The following is a 17583-nucleotide window of genomic DNA, read 5'->3' on the forward strand; positions in this document are numbered from 1 at the left end:
GAGCAAATATGATTTAAGACGATTTTATACCGTCATTATTTCCTTTTCTTTGGCTTCAAAGATTTGGTCAATTTTTTGAATAAAGTTATCCGTAATTTTTTGAATTTCATCTTCGGCATCTTTCATCTCGTCTTCAGATATATCAATGCCTTTCAATTCGTGAAGTGCATTTCTACGGTCATTTCTCACACCAATTTTAGCTTCTTCGGCTTCTGCTTTGGCTTGTTTAGACAGTTGTTTACGGCGTTCTTCGGTTAATGGCGGCACGTTGATGATCACATTGTCTCCATTGTTCATCGGGTTAAAACCTAAATTGGCGTTCATAATTCCTTTTTCAATTTCTTGAATAAGAGATTTCTCAAAAGGTTGAATAGACAATGTCCTTGCATCTGGCGTGTTGATGTTGCTCACTTGATTAAGCGGTGTCATTGTGCCGTAATATTCAACCATCACCGTTGATAGCATAGTTGGATTTGCTTTTCCAGCTCTAATGTTTTGCAACTGTTTCTTTAAGTGAGTTATGGATTTTTCCATATCTTCTTTTGTAGAATCTAATATAAAGTCTAAATCTTCGTTCATAATTTAATTTTTAATAAATTTATAAATTGACTTTTGTGCCTATTTTTTCACCGGAAACGACTTTAAGCAAATTTCCTTTTATATTCATATCAAATACAATAATGGGCAATTCGTTTTCTTGACTTAAGGTAAAAGCAGTGGTATCCATCACTTTTAATCCCTTTCTAAGCACATCATCAAAAGTGATGAAGTCAAATTTTGTTGCCGCTTTATCTTTTTCTGGGTCTGCTGTATAAATACCGTCAACGCGAGTGCCTTTCAAAATAACGTCTGCTTCAATTTCAATCGCTCTTAAAACGGCAAGAGAATCTGTTGTAAAATAAGGATTACCTGTACCACCACCAAAAATAACTACACGGCCTTTTTCTAAATGTCGCATTGCTTTTCTTCGAATAAAAGGCTCAGCGACTTCGTTAATTTTTATAGCCGACTGTAAACGGGTTTGTATGCCGTGGTCTTCACAAGCACTTTGCAAAGCCAAGCCATTGATAACCGTAGCCAACATTCCCATATGGTCGCCCTGAACGCGATCCATACCTTTGCTGGCACCAGCAATTCCTCTGAAAATATTGCCACCACCAATAACAATTGCCACTTCAATTCCTTTATCAACTGCACTTTTTATTTCTTTAGCATATTCTGCCAGTCTTTCAGGGTCTATTCCATATTGACGATTTCCCATCAATGCTTCGCCAGAGAGTTTTAAGAGTATTCGTTTGTAAGGCATAAATTCATATCTTGGGTTGCAAATATAGATAATTACAGTTTAGGTTTTTAACTTATGGCTTGCTTTTGTGTCTTAAAAACATTTAAATTTTCTAAGGCTTTTGACATAAAATAATTTTTGGATTAATTTTTTTCAAGAATAATTCACTTTAAGAAGTAAAATTTTAGAGTGATAAATGTTTAAATTGACATTTTATTTAAATGTGCAATAAAAGGCTCTTTTTATAGTTTATGTTAAATATTTTTGTATTTTTACGAATAATAGAGCAATATTATGCACTTTGAAGAATTAATTAAAACTGTAAAAAAACGTAGAGAAAATCTGAAGGTTAACCAAGATCATTTGGCGAAACTTTCTGGAGTTGGTTTAAGAACAATTAAACAATTTGAAAGTGGAAAAGGTAATCCTACTTTACTGACCATTCAAAAATTAGCTGATGTCTTGGGTTTAGAAATTTGTTTAAAAGTCAAAACTAATATAGATGAGAAAGGCAAGAATACTTTATAAAAATCAGCACACTGGTATGTTGACTCAACACGACGATGATTCTTTTACTTTCAGGTATGATGATTTATGGTTGAATGATAAGACAAAACCAGCTATTAGTTTAACATTACCAAAAACTCAACAAGAATATCACTCAGAATTTTTGTTTCCATTTTTTTATAATATGTTGCCAGAAGGTTCTAACAAGCAAGTGGTTTGTAAGTTGAACAGATTAGACTTGAACGATTATTTTGGTTTGTTGCTTACAACAGCAAAAAACGATACTATTGGTGCAATAAAAGTTATTAAAACAGACTAATTCTATGATTTTAAAAGACATCAAATACTGTCCTGGCACATTAGCTAAAGGTCATGGCACATATAGCCGGAAGTGCCTGAAAAAAGTATTTAATGGAAAAAAAGTCAATCATATATTAGCTTACGACTCACCGGCTTCAAATCCCAATTCGGATCAATTATTTGACGATAACCGCAAACGTATTTCCATTTCTGGTGTGCAAGAGAAGTTTTCTGTATTGCTTGATAAAAACAAACTCAGATTAACTCAAGAAGGAGAGCAAGGTGAGTATATTCTCAAACCTATCCCGAGCGTTGGAAAAAAAACTGAATCTATGCCTGCTAACGAGCATTTAACAATGCAAATTGCAAGACAAGCTTATGGAATTGATGTTGCTGAAAATGCTCTAATATTTTTCAGAAACGGCTCTCCTGCTTACATTACAAAAAGATTTGATTTGAAAGATGACGGCTCTAAAATAGCCCAAGAAGATTTTGCTTCACTTGCTGGAAGAACTCCACAAACTCACGGTGAACATTATAAATATTTAGGTAATTACTTTGAATTATTTCAGCTTTTAAAAAAATATGTTCCTGCTTACTTTACCGAAGCTCCAAAGCTTTTGAAACTTCTAATGTTCAATTATTTATTTTCAAACGGTGATGCCCATTTTAAAAATTTTTCACTTGTTGAAACTGCATTTGGTGATTTTAAATTAAGTCCTGCGTATGATTTATTAAATAGTAAGATACATATTGATGATAATGATTTTGCTTTAGAGGATGGACTTTTACCAAAAAAAATAGCACAAGGTAAAGTAAGCTTTCAATTTAAAGTCCTTTCAGAAAAAGCAGAGATAAATGAAAAAGTTTATAACGATATATTGAATACAATGTTAAACCAAACTCATATAGTAGAAAGATTAACTTTTTCTTCTTTTATGGATAAAAAAACTCAACTAAATTATTTTCAATCGTATCAAACTCGACTAAAGAAACTTAAAAATGAGTAATGTCTAAAAAACGAAAAATATAAATGTTATAAATAAATAAAACTCTGTCACTTATATATTTAAAAAAAATCATAAAAAATGAAAAACATAATTATTTTGAGTTTATCTTTAATTATCAACTCACTTTACGCACAAAAGCAAGTTTATAAAGATCAATTTGCACACACGTTTTCAATCATTGCTAAGGATGAAAAAACTGGAGAAATGGGCGTTGCCGTCCAAAGTCACTGGTTTTCAGTCGGAACAGTTGTAGCCTGGGCAAAATCGGGTGTTGGTGCTGTGGCAACGCAATCTTTTGTCAATCCGTCTTATGGGCCAAACGGACTTCAATTGATGCAAGAAGGCTTATCTGCTGAAGAAGCTTTAGAAAAACTCATCAAAATGGATCAAGGCGAAGCTTTTCGGCAAGTAGCTTTTGTTGATAAAAATGGTAATACTGCGACTCATACTGGCGAAAAATGTGTTGAATCTGCAAGTCATATTTCTCACCAAAATTTTTCGGTTCAAGCCAATATGATGCTTAACGACAAAGTTGTGCCAGCTATGCAATATGCATTTATGAAACACGATGATTTGCCTTTGGCTGAACGATTGGTTGAAGTTTTAAAAGTCGCTCAAAAAGCCGGTGGCGACATTCGCGGAAAACAATCTGCGACTCTACTTGTGGTTGGTCCAGAGCTTGTTGAACATAAAAATCCTTGGGAAGATAAATTGGTAGATTTACGGGTTGACGATCATAAAAATCCCATAAAAGAATTAGAACGCCTGCTCAAAGTCAAACGCGGTTATGACTGGATGAATAAAGGCGATCTCGCCATAGAAGATGATGATATTGAAGTCGCACTTGAAGCTTATTCTAAAGCTGAAGAACTGCTGAAAGGTAATATTGAAGTTACTTATTGGAAAGCCATTTCACTTTGGAATGCTGGTGAAAAAGAAAAAGCTGTTCCTATTTTAAAACGTATTTTTAAAGAAGATAAAAACTGGAAAACCTTAACCTATCGCCTGATAGATTCAGAAATCATCAGTGCGTCTGAAGAAGAATTAGATAAATATTTTAGTTATGAATAATACTTTTAAGCTTTACGTTACAACTTTAGCTTTAGTTGTGTTTCAAAATCTTAGTATTCAGGAATTAAGCATTTAAGTCTTGTGCTTGACAACAACCTGAATTTATAAAATTTAAAGCTGAAAGTTATACGGATGAGTATAAACGGATTTTAGAATTGTTTGAGGAGAATTTGAGAAATTGAGAAAACTTTGTTCAAGAGTTTAAACCCAATTAGTTTGTAGAAAATAAAAAGTTGCTAAATAGTAACTTTTGTTACATATATGCATTAAATTTTAGGAAAAAACATACCTATTATTTCCTACATAATCAACACCATTAAAAGTATTTCTGATAACACTTAAATTTTTCCAGCTACTTGAATTTGTTGTATGATACCAATAATTTAAGGGAGTTTCTACATCAGCGTGTTTCTTTGCAAATTCCTGTATTCATTTATAGGTAATTATGTGCATTCATTAATTGTCTTACAAACAAATATAAAGCATAATATTGTGTTACAAAATTATATTTTGAATATTGTAATTTTTTAAATAACGTGAGCTCGATTTATTGAAGGCTGTAAATTATATGATTACATCTTTTTGTTGCAAATTTTGTCATTGGTAACGAAGAATGAGAAGAAATCTCATCCTACTGAGATGTCTCATCGCTCATGCTTCGCTCTATCGACATGACAAATGATTAAATATCTGTATTTTATTGGAATTTAAATTGAACTCACGTTAAATAAGTATATAAGAATTTTGAAGCAATGGTTTCGTCTTTCAAACTCTTTGTATTTTTCTATCAAAATTATTTCAACATATTTTGTATTATTTGGTGAATATCTTCATCATTCCATTTGGCAGTACCATTTGCTTTAGCTACGATTTCGCCATTAGGATGAATAAGATAGGTACTTGGTATAGCATCGTTATTTAAAGGTTTTGGTAATTGAGATTGTTGAATAAAAACCGGTAAATCATAATTTTTAGAAGATATAAATTTGCTTAAAACCTTTTGTGATTCTTGAGAGACAAAATAAAAATCAACATCATCTTCAAAAGTTTTATGCAACTCATTAAAATCGGGCATTTCCGCTAAACACGGTGCACACCAAGTAGCCCAAAAGTTAATTAAAATAGGTTTATGTCGCGATTGCTTTAAATTTACTGATTGTCCGTCTAAATCTTTTAGAACCAAGTTATAATTTGATAAACGTTCACGATTTTCAGTTGCAATCAAGCTTGGCGAGGAACTAAATAGTGATGCTAGTTGAGACTGTATAAATATTCGACTGCTCGGAATAATAAAGAGCAACACAACAGCAAAAAAGAAAATATTTGACCATTGTTTTTTAAGAAAGGTTTTTATATCAAAAGGTTGAGAAGATTTAGATTTACTCATATATTTAAATTTGAAATTAAGTCAATGAAATTTATACAAACTTACAGCATTTCTAAATATTAGAGAGCTTTTAAATAGCAGTCTGTTTGTTATTTATTTCAACTACACTATTATTTATCCATTTTAAATATCTTATCTTAGCCTTATAATTTTACATAACTTAAATCGTTTAAATACTATATCGAAATCAAAATTTATGACGCGTTATATTTCATTTTTCTTAATAATTTTAGGTTTAAATACTTTGCAAGCCCAGCAATCTGTTGGTCATACCAGTGTTTTAACGACTTACCAACAAGCTTTACAATTATATCAGAACCATCAGTATCAAGCCGCTCAAGCTTTATTTAAAAAAGTTAAGCACGAAGCTGAAAGTCAGGAGATAAAAACCAATTCGACCTATTATCTCGCCAACACAGCAATTCGGCTTAACGAACCCAACGCACAACAACAAATTGAAGATTTTGTAAAAGATTATCCTACAAGTCCCAAACGCAATCAAGCCTATCTCGATGTTGCTCAGTATTATTTCAATTTTGGGGATTATAACCGTGCAAAACCTTGGTTTCAAAAGGTGAATACATCTGGTTTTAGCTATAATCAAAAAGAACAATATCAATTTCAATATGGCTATACTTTATTTAAAACCAACAATTATAAATCAGCTAAATCATATTTTGAAAACTTAAGAACTTCTGCCAAATATGGTGCTGATGCCAAATATTACATCGGTTATATGGCTTATCAAGAAGATCGCTATGACGAAGCAACTGAGCTTTTTGAAGAAGCCAAGCAACAAGGCTCTCAACGAGAATTGTCATATTTTATGAGTGATATGAATTTTAAATTGGGCAATTTTGAAAAAGCCATTGAGCTGGGTTTAGAAAAACTGCCAAAATCTAATCGTCAAGAGCAATCTCAACTCAACAAAATTATCGGCGAAAGTTATTTCAACTTAAAGCAATACGATAAAGCCTTACCATACTTAAAAGAATATCAAGGTCAACGTGGCAAATGGAATAATACAGATTACTATCAACTTGGCTATGCGTATTACAAACAAGGTCAATTTGACAAAGCCATTTCAGAATTCAACAAAATTATTGATGGTGAAAATGCCGTAGCACAAAATGCATATTATCATTTAGCACAATCTTATATTAAAACAGGCAAAAAAACCCAAGCACTCAATGCTTTTAAAAATGCGATGGAAATGGATTTTGACAGAACCATCCAAAAAGATGCATTTCTAAACTACGCCAAACTCAGTTATGACATTGGCAACAGCTATGAAAGCGTGCCTGTGGTGCTAAACAGATTTTTAGAAACATACCCAGATTCAGAAGAATCACAAACAATCAAAAGTTTATTAATCGATTCTTATCTCACTTCAAAAAATTATAAAGAAGCCATTGAATTACTTGAAAATAGCAAGCAATACGAAGACAAAATCATCTGGCAGAAAGCTAACTATTACTACGCTATTGAGTTTTTTAGAGCTAACGAATACCAAAAAGCATTAGAATATTTTAACCAAAGCTTATCTCAACCTTTGGACAAAAAAATCACAGCCAAGGCGACATATTGGAAAGCTGAAACCAACTACAATTTAGGTCAATTTGAAGAAGCACTTATTGGTTTTAAAGCCTTTGAAACTCTACCTGATGCAAGACAAGTTGATGAATTCAAACAAGTAGATTACGACATTGCCTATGCTTATTTTAAAACAAAAGCTTATGAGCAAGCCAAATCTCATTTTAAAACAGCCGTTTTAGATTTAAAAAATCAAGACAAATTATTTGATGCTTATGTAAGGTTGGGCGATACCTATTTTGTGACCAACGACTATTGGTCGGCTATGGAAAACTATAACAAGGCTCTAAAAATGCCAGGTTATAACAAAGATTACGTCGCCTACCAAAAAGCTATAAGCTACGGTTTTGTTGATAAAAATGAAACAAAAATAAAGGCTTTAGAAGATTATGTTACTCAATTTAAGTCTTCTGTTTATCTCGATGATGCCTATTATCAACTCGGCAATACTTATATCGCTGAAAACAATAATGCAAAGGGACTTCAAGCCTATCAAAGCTTGATGAATGCAAGACCCCAAAGTCCATTTGTGCCAAAAGCTTTATCTAAAATTGGCTTGACCTATTATAACACTAATCAAAATAAAAACGCCTTAGGCACGCTTAAAAAATTAGTAGCTGATTATCCTGCAACAGATGAAGCTAGACAGGCGGTGCAAACTGTCCGGTTGATTTATATTGACCAGCAACAGCCTGAAGCTTACGCCAATTGGGTAAAAGGTTTAGACTTTGTCAATGTAACCGATGCCGAAATAGACGACACCACATACGAAGTCGCAGAAAACAAATTTATCAACAACAAACCAGAAGCCGCTATCAAAGGTTTTGAGAATTATTTACAGCAATTCCCAAAAGGAATTCATGCTTTAAAAGCCCATTTTTACTTGGCTCAACTGTATTATAATAAAAATGAATTTGAAAACAGTTTACCGCATTATCAATTTGTAGCCGAAGCATCAAAATCAGAATTTTTAGAAGAAGCTTTACGTAAATTGTCACAGATTTATCTTGAAAATCAAAATTATCAAGACGCTATAACTTATCTCAGTCAATTAGAAACCGAAGCTAATTTTACAGAGAATAAAATCTTTGCACAGACCAATTTAATGAAAGCCCACTACGAACTTGAAAATTATCAAAAAACACTCGACTATGCTGAAGACGTTCTGAAAATTGAGAGCGTTGACGATCAAATAAAAAGTGATGCGTATATTTTTACAGCCCGTTCAGCCATAGCTATTGATGACGAAGAAAGAGCAAAAACAGCTTATCAAAATGTCGAAAAAGTCGCTGATGACTAACGTATGGCAGAAGCTTTGTATTATAAAGCTTATTTTTTAAATCAATCTGGCGACTTTGAGCAATCTAATCAAGTTATTCAAAATCAATTAGCCAAAAATTATTCGCGTTATAGAGAATTTGGCGTCAAGGCTTTAGTGATTATGGCTAAAAATTATTATGCCTTAGGTGATGCTTTTCAAGCCAATTATATTTTAGAATCAGTGGTTAAAAACTATACGGATAAATATCCTAAAGTTGCCGAAGAAGCCCAAAAAGAATTAAATATTTTAAAGGCTAAAGAAGCTAAAACTAACGCTTCTGTAGATAAAACTGAAACGCAACGTGTGAAACAAGATAGTTTAAAAAACTAAAATTGATTTTTTTTGATAAAACTCATCCTCAAAAAAATTTTACTTTTAATGATAGGCATTTAGATTAAAAAATCAACATAAACTCGATTTAAGTCTTCAATTATAAAAAGCCGTCAAACTGAGTGGTTTTTCGAAGTAAAACGGAGAATACCAAAGTTTCGGAAGTATCGAAATTAGGGTTTGGACTGAAAATATAAGCCTTATCCATTAGTTTTTAGATAAAAATCATTTTGACTAAATTAAATTTTATTGTTAGAACTCACATTAATTGATTAAGTTAATACCAAGGAGAAATAAGTGAAAAATGATATTACGGAAAATTATTGATAATTTTTTAATAAACTGAATATCAGAAATATATTTTGAATTTAGTCTGATTTAAAATGAAAATCAAAATAGATATTAAATATCTCTTAATACTGACAACTGTATTTATTCTGTTTACAGTAATTGGAACTATAAGTCACGAATATGGTCATATTGCTGTGGCTAAAATACTTGGATATGAAACAAAACTTCATCATGCGAGTATGAACTATTATCCTAAAGGTTACTTAGATGATCCAGATTTTAAAGCTCTAAAATCCATTAAAGAAAATTATATCAATACTGAATATGAGGATTTGCCTAAAGAGGTTAAAGAAAAAGTAAAAAAATACAGTCAGAGATTACAGAAGCGTTATGTGAATGAGATATCAAATAGTAGTCTCTATATAAGCATCGGTGGTCCTATGCAGACAATCTTTACGGGAATTATTGGGTTAATCGTTTTAATCCTTCGTAGAAAATCTATTCTTCTTAACGGTTTTAAAATTCTTGATTGGATTGCTGTTTTTCTTGGACTTTTTTGGTTAAGAGAAATATTTAACCTTGTTACTTCAATTGGCGAAGAAATAATCTCTCCTAATGGAAATTGGTTTGGTGGAGATGAATACTATATCTCAAAAGAATTACATCTTTGGTCAGGAACAATACCAATAATTTTAGGTTTGCTCGGACTGATAGTATCCGTTTACATCGTATTTATAATTGTTCCTAAAAAATTAAGACTGACTTTTATTTTAAGTGGACTGCTCGGCGGAATAACAGGTTATATATTATGGATAAACACAATCGGTATGAAAATATTACCTTAACCAATTTAAAAACGTTCCATAATATCAAATATAAATCACTTTTTTTAGATACTTAAAGTAAAAGGAGATGAATACAACAAAGCTGAGCACTAAACTCAAAAGATAGGTATAAAATTCCCAACTTTTTATAGCCAAAAACCCATAACTCAAACAAACTAAAGTTAATCGATATAGATTAAGCATTATCAAAAAAGTATTTTAAACCAATTTGAATGAATAATATCGTCAATATAAAAAAAATACGATACCGACATACCAACCTACGGCAGAATGGTATGTTAAGGAGCATTTATACGAGATTTAAAATAACATTCGTTATTAAAAGAAAAGGTCAATTAGAGTGCTTTTCTCAACCAAAAAGCTAGTTTTTAATACAAAATTACTATCAAGATTTCATTCAAACCAAATCATTTTAAGTCAATCGAACTCAGGTGATCTGACTTACTCAGGATTTTTTAAAATTATATTAGTAAACTATCGAATACATATTTCGTATTTTTGTGCTTATGCAATATATAGAAATTTTCTTTCAAACCTTATGGGAGTTAACCTTAGAAATGTCGCCCTATTTGCTTTTAGGCTTTCTAATTGCAGGTTTGCTCAATGGTTTATTTTCAAAAGCTTGGCTTGAACGTCAATTGGGTCAGCGTGGTTGGACGTCTTCCATAAAAGCGACATTGTTTGGCGTGCCTTTGCCTTTATGCTCATGTGGCGTAATTCCAACAGGCGTTTCGCTGTATAAAAAAGGAGCCTCAAAAGGTGCAACAACTTCATTTTTGATTTCCACACCACAAACAGGAATAGATAGCATCCTCGTAACCTATGCCTTAATGGGTTGGGCTTACGCTATTGTAAGACCCATAATCGCCTTTATTACTGGGATTTTTGGCGGATATTTTGTCGATAATTTTGATAAAGTTACAGTCAATACTAAAGAAACAACATCAAGTATAGAAAATGTTACAAAACCCTCAAAGCAACATTGGTTTGACCGCATTTTCAAATATGCATTTGGAACCTTTTTGCAAGACATTTCACGTTGGCTGATTATCGGTTTGGTTTTAGCAAGCATCATCAGTATGTTGGTGCCAGAACAATTTTTTGAACAAGGTATTCTATCAGAACCCATCATAGCAATGCTTATTGTTTTGGTAGCTAGCGTTCCACTTTATGTCTGTGCAACAGCCAGCGTGCCAATTGCCGCCGTTTTGTTGATGAAAGGCATTTCGCCAGGTCTGCTATTGTGTTTTTAATGGCTGGTCCAGCAACCAACATCGCCACATTTACGGTCATTTGGAACGCCATTGGCAAGCGTATGACACTCATTTATCTGGCCAGTATTATAGGCGGAGCAATGTTTTTTGGCATCATTATCGATTACGTTATACCAACCTCTTGGTTACAATATTTTAGTGTCACAGAAGTTGTGAGTCAAAACCATCATTTGCTACCACATTGGTTAAGTTTTGGCTCAGCTGTGATTTTGACCTTGCTTATTTTAAACGCCGAAATCAGAAAATTAATTCCCAAAAAATCAAAACCCATGAAAAATACCAACTCACCTCAAAACACCTACAATATCAAAGGAATGACCTGTAATCACTGCGTTGCCAATGTCAACAAGCACCTTTCAGAAGCCGATCAAGTTGAAGATGTCGATGTGGATTTGTCTTCTGGTCGCGTGAAAATTCAAGGCAACATTTCTGATGATCAAGTCAAAGCCATTGTTGAAGATATCGGCTATGAATATGCAGGGAAAGTTTAGTTATATATAAAAAACTTCAAATCTCCTATGAGTTTTTGGTGTTATATAACATTTTGACTACGACGTTTTTTAAAAAAAAGAACTTTATTATAGCTCATTTTAAACAAAAATACAAATCAAAATCTGCTCAATATGAGCTTAATATAGTATATTTGTGAGCTTAAAGTATCAATATGTTAAATCAAAGATATCAACAAGTTATTGATTACATTAGAAATAATGCAGGAAGTTCTTCTAAGGATATTTTTGAGAACTCAGCTATTTCAGTGAGTTACGCTACATTAAAGCGAACTTTGAAAAAATTAATTTCTAAAGAATATATAGTTTCAAAAGGTCAAGGTAAAGGAACAAAATATTTTCTTTCACCATCATTTGAACTTATTCAACCTATTGATATTGATAAATATTACGAAAACGAAATTGATGAAAGACAAATCAAATCAACCTTTAACTTTGAGTTAGTTAATCAAACTTTGATTAAAAACAGTGTATTCACTGAAAATGAATTAAACAAGCTCAAAATATTGCAAAAAGAATACGAAAATAACATCAAAGACCTCAACCCAGCCACTTACCAAAAAGAATTAGAAAGACTTGCCATTGATTTGAGTTGGAAATCTTCTCAAATTGAGGGAAACACTTACTCGTTATTAGAAACTGAACGACTTTTAAAGGAAAAACATACGGCATCAGGAAAAACAAAAGAAGAAGCTATAATGCTTCTCAACCATAAAGAAGCACTCGATTTCATTATCGAAAACAAGGACTATTTAACTCCAATAACGGTATCAAAAATAGAAGACATACATAGAGTGCTAACTAAAGATCTTGGAGTTGAAAAGAATTTGAGAAAGAGACGTGTTGGTATTTCAGGAACTAATTATAGACCACTTGACAACGAATTTCAGATTCTTGAAGCCCTTAAAGTCGCTTGTAAAATAATTAACAACAAAGATTGTGTTTTTGAAAAAGCTTTACTTGCTCTTGTTCTCATTTCTTATATTCAGCCGTTTATGGACGGTAACAAACGAACCTCAAGAATTGTAAGCAATGCCATTTTATTAAACTACAACCACTGCCCTATATCATTTAGAACGGTAGAATCAATAGCTTATAAAAAAGCAATGTTATTATTTTATGAACAAAATAATATTTCTAATTTCAAAAATATTTTTATTGAACAATTTGAATTTGCAGTTAAAACTTACTTTTAAAATAACAAATTGAATTAGGCTTACCACGCCTGTAGCACGGTCGGGCTATCCACTATATTTTTTTGGGGCTTACCAAGTCTCCGTAAGCTTTTTGAGATTACCGCTTTTTGGTGACACTCTAAAAAAGCAACTTCGCTAAGGCAAGACCAAAAAAAGATGCCGTTCCTATCCCTAAGCTAAACTTAGACCTCACAGGTTTTCCGCCAAAGGCGGACAGGTAACACCTGTGAGGTCTAAAATAGGCGATAACTTTTAAGCTTTCAACGCCGTAAAATGCTTGTAAAAATGTGGAATAGTTTCAATGCCTTTTAAAAAATTCCAAATGCCAAAATGCTCGTTAGGAGAATGAATAGCATCACTGTCTAAACCAAAACCCATTAGAATAGTTTTAGAATTAAATACATTTTCAAATAAAGATACAATTGGGATGCTACCACCACTACGTAACGGAATAGCCGATTTGCCAAACGTATCTTGAAACGCCTTATCAGCAGCTTGATATTCTATACTATCGATTGGGGTGACGTAACCTTGACCACCGTGATGTGGTTTCACTTTTACATTGACGCTTTTTGGTGCGATAGACTCAAAATGTTTTTGAAATAATTCTGTGATTTCTCTCCAGTCTTGATTGGGGACAAGTCGCATTGAGATTTTAGCAAAGGCTTTACTTGGAATAACCGTTTTTGCACCTTCACCAATATAACCACCCCAAATACCATTAACATCTAAAGTCGGTCTGATGGAATTACGCTCGTTGGTAACATAGCCTTTTTCGCCGTGAACATCGCCAATACCAATTGATGTTTTATAGTGTTCTAAATCAAATGGCGCTTCAGCCATTTTTTCGCGTTCTTCTTGACTCAATTCTTCAACTTTGTCATAAAATCCAGGAACCGTGATGCGGTTGTTTTCATCTTGAAGAGACGCAATCATTTGGGTTAAAATATTAATCGGGTTAGCCACAGCACCACCGTATAAGCCTGAATGCAAGTCGCGATTTGGTCCTGTAACTTCCACTTCTACATAGCTCAAACCTCTTAAACCTGTTGTTATTGATGGATAATTTTTACTAATCATTCCCGTATCAGAAACCAAAATCACATCGTTGGCCAGCATTGCGTTATGTTCATTGATAAAATCTTCGAGATGTTCGCTACCGACTTCTTCTTCGCCTTCTATCATAAATTTGACGTTGCAAGGCAAAGCATTTTCTGCCATCATCAGTTCAAAAGCTTTGACGTGCATATACATTTGACCCTTGTCATCGCAAGCACCGCGGGCAAAAATAGCACCATCGGGATGAATGTCTGTTTTTTTAATCACAGGTTCAAACGGTGGCGAATCCCATAAATCTAAAGGGTCTGGTGGTTGCACATCGTAATGGCTATAAACCAAAACCGTAGGCAATTGAGCATCGATTATTTTTTGACCAAACACCACGGCGTGACCATTTGTAGGAAAAATCTTCACCTCATCACAGCCAGCGGATTCCAATTGGTTAGCTACCATTTGAGCCGCCTCTTGCATAGATGTTTTATAAGATGAATCTGCACTGATAGACGGAATTTTTAATAAATCTATAAGTTCGTTGATAAAACGATTTTGGTGTTTTTCGACGTAGGTTTTGGTGTTCATTGTTTTAGTTTTTTAGTTTCTGGTTTTTCCGAATCGCTATGCTTCTCGGGATCTTTGACTTGATTGTTAAATGATTTTTTTTAAAACTTAAAGATACAGAATTTAAAGTTTTTTTAAGCTTCTAATTTAGGTGTATTAGCATTTCGTTTTGATGAAATTTCAAATAGCATATAAGCAACAAGAATAGCATATTGAAGTGTTAGCAAGCCCATAGATTCGGTAACTTCAGTAGTTTTGTATGCAAAATAACTCAAAAAGACCAAAAAAGACCATAGGTAAACAAACGAATATTTGGTAAAAACGCTTAGAGCAAGTGGAAACAAAATATACCACGGATGTACTGTGGTTGAAAGTAGAAAGTAAACTGTCAACATCCACATAAAGGTTTCAAGCATTTTAGCAGGTTTTGATTGTTGTTTATAAATGATTAACACAAAAATTAAAACACTCACAATCGGCATAATCCAACCATAAGTCTGAATAATATTCCAACCTACTAACTGATAGCCTATCCATCTTACTAAATAAAAAATACTCGCATTAAATTCAAACTTACCAAACCATAAACCAATAGTCTCTAAAAAGTTATTAAAGAATTTGTCTTCATAAAAAAAAGCAAACTGCATGACGAGAAATACAATTGTAAAAAAAACAAAATAAACTATTTTTTTAATGGCTTTTAAGGGTTTAAATTTTTTAGAATAATACTTTAATAGGATAGGTAAAAACACAAGACTAAGCAATTTTGTAGAAATGGATAAGCTTAAAAACAAAGCACTTAAAATAGTTTTGTGTTTCAAAAAATAATAGAAAGCTATCAAAAAAAAGGAAATCATAACCCCTTCTAAGTGTAAATTTCCTGTGATTTCTATAATGCACAAAGGATTTAATATATACCAAAATAATTTTCTAGGATCGAGTTTAAATCTTTGCAACAATTTGCTTGCATATTTTATAAATAGTAGGTCAAAGCTGATTAAAACTAACCGGATTGAAATTATAAATCCTAATATTGAACTTTTAGCAAACCAAGCACAAACGGCATAGATATATTGACTTAAAGGCGGATAATTAGAAAAGTGACCAGCATTTAACTCGCCCATACCTTGGCGAAGAATATCAGCTTGATTTATGTGTTCTATACGATTTGTTGAAAAATAATAAAGCACATTTTCTACATAAGGATTGATGCCTTGTAGAGTTAATTGACCGTCCCAAAAAAATCTAAAAAAATCCTGAGATAAATTGGGTATAGAAAACAAAAATATGAGTCTATAAATAATTGATAGAAAAAAAAGTTGCTCAAATTTTAATTGACTTTTTGCGATTAAAATATAGCTAATAAAAAACAAAAGTGCAACTAAAACAACAAGCTGATAAAACTCTGATCTTACCAAAAAATATGAAATATAGCCATAAGCAAAACAACCCAATAATGCGTATATCAAAACATTATGTTTATAAATAAAAGTTGAATTACTCAATTTAAATTGCATCAGCTTGTTTTTTAAAAAGTTTTAAGCTAATGATTTTAATGACACAAAACCAAAACCAAAGAAAAGCATTAAATGAAATATAATAAGTCCAAAATCTTGCGTATAAAAAGCACTAAAAATGGCAAAACCAAAATATACACATAGAATAAACTCAATAAAAACGCTATATGGTGGCTCCCTATTAATGTAAATATTGTTTTTCCAAGAGTTTTTAACTTTATTAATATTAAATTTTGGAGTGCGTATAAATGAAGATTTTTTTCCAAAATGACCCTCTAAAACAGCAAGTGTATTGTGTAGAGAAAAACCCATAGCTATTGAAAAAAACACAATAAACATATAGAAGAATTTAAAAAAATTTTTAATTCCACCACCGTGTATTCTGGTAAAGGATTGCCAGTAGCAAGAAAAAAATATGACTGTACTTACTGCAAAAAATGCCAAGATATGAAAAACCCAATACAACTCTGGTTGATTTTTTTTGATATACAAAACAGGAACACTTAACAAAGCCGTTAAAAGCACAATGATAAACATACTTGAATTCAATAAATGCAAAATACCATGGAATTTAGTATGCTTTGAAATGGATTTTTCTTTGAGTAATCTCCATTTAAATTTTTTAAAATTTTCAGCTGCACCTTTGTTCCACCTAAATTGTTGAGACCTTCTTGCACTCATAATTATAGGTAATTCTGCAGGTGTTTCTACTTCTTCTAAGTATTTAAATTTCCAATTTTTTAATTGGGCTCTGTAACTTAAATCTAAATCTTCTGTCAGGGTATCGCCTTGCCAATTGCCAGCATCAATAATACATTCTTTTCTCCACACGCCAGCTGTTCCATTAAAGTTGATAAAATGTTGTCCAAAATTTCGTCCTACTTGTTCTAAAATAAAGTGAAAATCAAGTGCAAAAGCTTGAATTTTAGTCAAAAGAGAATAGTTTCTATTGATGTGGCTCCAGCGGGTTTGAACCACACCAATCTTTTCATCTTTAAAATAAGGTAAAGTTTTTAGCGACCAGTCTTTTTTAGGCATAAAATCAGAGTCGAATACCGCAATATATTGACCTTTAGCTATTTTAAGCCCTTCTTTTAATGCCCCAGCTTTAAAGCCTTCTCTCTTTTCTCTTTTTATGTGATGGATAAGCAAACCTTGTTTTTGTAGTGCTTTTACTTTTTGAGCTGTTGTTTCAACAGATTGATCTGTAGAATCATCTAAAACTTGAATTTCAAGCTTGTGTTTTGGGTAATCTAATTTTGAAATATTATCAAGCAGTCTATCAACGACATAAAGTTCATTGTATAGTGGCAACTGGACAGTTACAAATGGAATTTCATCTTGATTTCTAAAATCAAATTTTGGAGCGGTAGAAATGTTCTTTTTAGCTTTAAGATAATTTATCAATAGATTGAGTTGAGCCAAACTATATATAAATATCACAAAGAGACAAAACGCATAAAGACCTATAACAAAATAGTTCATATTCAAAAGTCTTTAAAACTTGATTAAATTAAGTTTGCAAAGGTA

Annotated in this window: 17 protein-coding genes; 10 read left to right on the plus strand and 7 right to left on the minus strand. The window is 32.3% G+C overall.

Going from position 1 to position 17583, the window contains the following annotated elements; all coding sequences use genetic code 11:
* Nucleotides 1–24 precede the first annotated feature (24 nt).
* Both frr and pyrH read right to left on the minus strand, forming a co-directional pair.
* Nucleotides 25–579, minus strand: a complete 555-nt coding sequence (gene frr, locus IGB25_RS08740) for a ribosome recycling factor (RefSeq protein WP_211064675.1) — start codon at nt 577–579, stop codon at nt 25–27.
* Nucleotides 580–598: 19 nt separating this feature from the next.
* Nucleotides 599–1306 carry a UMP kinase gene (gene pyrH / locus IGB25_RS08745; RefSeq protein WP_211064676.1) on the minus strand — a complete coding sequence of 236 codons (708 nt, stop codon included), beginning with the start codon at nt 1304–1306 and terminating at the stop codon, nt 599–601.
* 273 nt (nt 1307–1579) lie between these two features.
* On the opposite strand from pyrH, the gene IGB25_RS08750 reads away from it, so the two are divergent.
* The 4 genes from IGB25_RS08750 (at nt 1580) to IGB25_RS08765 (ending at nt 4173) form a co-directional block, all read left to right on the plus strand.
* A complete protein-coding gene (locus tag IGB25_RS08750) occupies nt 1580–1813 on the plus strand; it encodes a helix-turn-helix domain-containing protein (protein WP_211064677.1) in 234 nt (77 codons plus the stop codon).
* The gene (locus tag IGB25_RS08755; protein ID WP_211064678.1) at nt 1788–2111 is read left to right on the plus strand and encodes a HipA N-terminal domain-containing protein; all 324 of its coding nucleotides are present in this window, start codon (nt 1788–1790) and stop codon (nt 2109–2111) included. Before IGB25_RS08750 ends, IGB25_RS08755 begins: the two co-directional genes overlap by 26 nt.
* Nucleotides 2112–2115: 4 nt before the next feature.
* The gene (locus IGB25_RS08760) at nt 2116–3102 is read left to right on the plus strand and encodes a type II toxin-antitoxin system HipA family toxin (RefSeq protein WP_211064679.1); all 987 of its coding nucleotides are present in this window, start codon (nt 2116–2118) and stop codon (nt 3100–3102) included.
* Between the two features lie 78 nt (nt 3103–3180).
* Nucleotides 3181–4173 carry a DUF1028 domain-containing protein gene (locus IGB25_RS08765; RefSeq protein WP_211064680.1) on the plus strand — a complete coding sequence of 331 codons (993 nt, stop codon included), beginning with the start codon at nt 3181–3183 and terminating at the stop codon, nt 4171–4173.
* Nucleotides 4174–4446: 273 nt separating this feature from the next.
* Here IGB25_RS08765 and IGB25_RS15600 read toward each other — a convergent pair whose 3' ends face one another.
* Entirely contained in the window at nt 4447–4602 is a 156-nt protein-coding gene (locus tag IGB25_RS15600; RefSeq protein WP_211066890.1) for a type II toxin-antitoxin system HigB family toxin, read from the minus strand.
* 364 nt (nt 4603–4966) lie between these two features.
* On the minus strand, nt 4967–5560 hold the full coding sequence (locus tag IGB25_RS08775) for a TlpA disulfide reductase family protein (protein ID WP_211064681.1): 594 nt from the start codon (nt 5558–5560) through the stop codon (nt 4967–4969).
* 196 nt (nt 5561–5756) lie between these two features.
* On the opposite strand from IGB25_RS08775, the gene IGB25_RS08780 reads away from it, so the two are divergent.
* The 6 genes from IGB25_RS08780 (at nt 5757) to IGB25_RS08800 (ending at nt 12919) form a co-directional block, all read left to right on the plus strand.
* Nucleotides 5757–8453 (plus strand): tetratricopeptide repeat protein, encoded by a 2697-nt coding sequence (locus tag IGB25_RS08780; protein WP_371815883.1) that lies wholly within the window; start codon nt 5757–5759, stop codon nt 8451–8453.
* A 3-nt stretch (nt 8454–8456) separates the two neighbouring features.
* Complete coding sequence (locus IGB25_RS15605) at nt 8457–8804, plus strand: hypothetical protein (RefSeq protein ID WP_371815884.1); 348 nt, start codon at nt 8457–8459, stop codon at nt 8802–8804.
* A gap of 383 nt (nt 8805–9187) precedes the next feature.
* Complete coding sequence (locus tag IGB25_RS08785) at nt 9188–9940, plus strand: hypothetical protein (protein ID WP_211064682.1); 753 nt, start codon at nt 9188–9190, stop codon at nt 9938–9940.
* 506 nt (nt 9941–10446) lie between these two features.
* Nucleotides 10447–11193 (plus strand): permease, encoded by a 747-nt coding sequence (locus IGB25_RS08790; protein ID WP_211064683.1) that lies wholly within the window; start codon nt 10447–10449, stop codon nt 11191–11193.
* On the plus strand, nt 11193–11705 hold the full coding sequence (locus IGB25_RS08795; RefSeq protein WP_211064684.1) for a heavy metal-associated domain-containing protein: 513 nt from the start codon (nt 11193–11195) through the stop codon (nt 11703–11705). Before IGB25_RS08790 ends, IGB25_RS08795 begins: the two co-directional genes overlap by 1 nt.
* Nucleotides 11706–11878: 173 nt before the next feature.
* Complete coding sequence (locus IGB25_RS08800) at nt 11879–12919, plus strand: Fic family protein (protein ID WP_211064685.1); 1041 nt, start codon at nt 11879–11881, stop codon at nt 12917–12919.
* Between the two features lie 252 nt (nt 12920–13171).
* On the opposite strand, the gene IGB25_RS08805 is transcribed toward IGB25_RS08800, so the two are convergent.
* From IGB25_RS08805 to IGB25_RS08815, 3 genes are all read right to left on the minus strand, one after another.
* Nucleotides 13172–14557 carry a dipeptidase gene (locus IGB25_RS08805; protein ID WP_211064686.1) on the minus strand — a complete coding sequence of 462 codons (1386 nt, stop codon included), beginning with the start codon at nt 14555–14557 and terminating at the stop codon, nt 13172–13174.
* A gap of 113 nt (nt 14558–14670) precedes the next feature.
* Nucleotides 14671–16053 (minus strand): polyprenol phosphomannose-dependent alpha 1,6 mannosyltransferase MptB, encoded by a 1383-nt coding sequence (gene mptB, locus IGB25_RS08810; RefSeq protein WP_211064687.1) that lies wholly within the window; start codon nt 16051–16053, stop codon nt 14671–14673.
* A 21-nt stretch (nt 16054–16074) separates the two neighbouring features.
* Nucleotides 16075–17538 (minus strand): cellulose synthase family protein, encoded by a 1464-nt coding sequence (locus tag IGB25_RS08815; protein WP_211064688.1) that lies wholly within the window; start codon nt 17536–17538, stop codon nt 16075–16077.
* Nucleotides 17539–17583: the final 45 nt, after the last annotated feature.

It is taken from the genome of Flavobacterium sp. CS20 (assembly GCF_018080005.1).
Lineage (GTDB): Bacteria > Bacteroidota > Bacteroidia > Flavobacteriales > Flavobacteriaceae > Psychroflexus.

What these genes read in the sequence shown, in the direction of transcription:
- frr (WP_211064675.1), bottom strand. Translation starts at nt 579, where the DNA reads ATGAACGAAGATTTAGACTTTATATTAGATTCTACAAAAGAAGATATG.
- pyrH (WP_211064676.1), bottom strand. Translation starts at nt 1,306, where the DNA reads ATGCCTTACAAACGAATACTCTTAAAACTCTCTGGCGAAGCATTGATG.
- IGB25_RS08750 (WP_211064677.1), top strand. Translation starts at nt 1,580, where the DNA reads ATGCACTTTGAAGAATTAATTAAAACTGTAAAAAAACGTAGAGAAAAT.
- IGB25_RS08755 (WP_211064678.1), top strand. Translation starts at nt 1,788, where the DNA reads ATGAGAAAGGCAAGAATACTTTATAAAAATCAGCACACTGGTATGTTG.
- IGB25_RS08760 (WP_211064679.1), top strand. Translation starts at nt 2,116, where the DNA reads ATGATTTTAAAAGACATCAAATACTGTCCTGGCACATTAGCTAAAGGT.
- IGB25_RS08765 (WP_211064680.1), top strand. Translation starts at nt 3,181, where the DNA reads ATGAAAAACATAATTATTTTGAGTTTATCTTTAATTATCAACTCACTT.
- IGB25_RS08775 (WP_211064681.1), bottom strand. Translation starts at nt 5,560, where the DNA reads ATGAGTAAATCTAAATCTTCTCAACCTTTTGATATAAAAACCTTTCTT.
- IGB25_RS08780 (WP_371815883.1), top strand. Translation starts at nt 5,757, where the DNA reads ATGACGCGTTATATTTCATTTTTCTTAATAATTTTAGGTTTAAATACT.
- IGB25_RS15605 (WP_371815884.1), top strand. Translation starts at nt 8,457, where the DNA reads ATGGCAGAAGCTTTGTATTATAAAGCTTATTTTTTAAATCAATCTGGC.
- IGB25_RS08785 (WP_211064682.1), top strand. Translation starts at nt 9,188, where the DNA reads ATGAAAATCAAAATAGATATTAAATATCTCTTAATACTGACAACTGTA.
- IGB25_RS08790 (WP_211064683.1), top strand. Translation starts at nt 10,447, where the DNA reads ATGCAATATATAGAAATTTTCTTTCAAACCTTATGGGAGTTAACCTTA.
- IGB25_RS08795 (WP_211064684.1), top strand. Translation starts at nt 11,193, where the DNA reads ATGGCTGGTCCAGCAACCAACATCGCCACATTTACGGTCATTTGGAAC.
- IGB25_RS08800 (WP_211064685.1), top strand. Translation starts at nt 11,879, where the DNA reads ATGTTAAATCAAAGATATCAACAAGTTATTGATTACATTAGAAATAAT.
- IGB25_RS08805 (WP_211064686.1), bottom strand. Translation starts at nt 14,557, where the DNA reads ATGAACACCAAAACCTACGTCGAAAAACACCAAAATCGTTTTATCAAC.
- mptB (WP_211064687.1), bottom strand. Translation starts at nt 16,053, where the DNA reads ATGCAATTTAAATTGAGTAATTCAACTTTTATTTATAAACATAATGTT.
- IGB25_RS08815 (WP_211064688.1), bottom strand. Translation starts at nt 17,538, where the DNA reads ATGAACTATTTTGTTATAGGTCTTTATGCGTTTTGTCTCTTTGTGATA.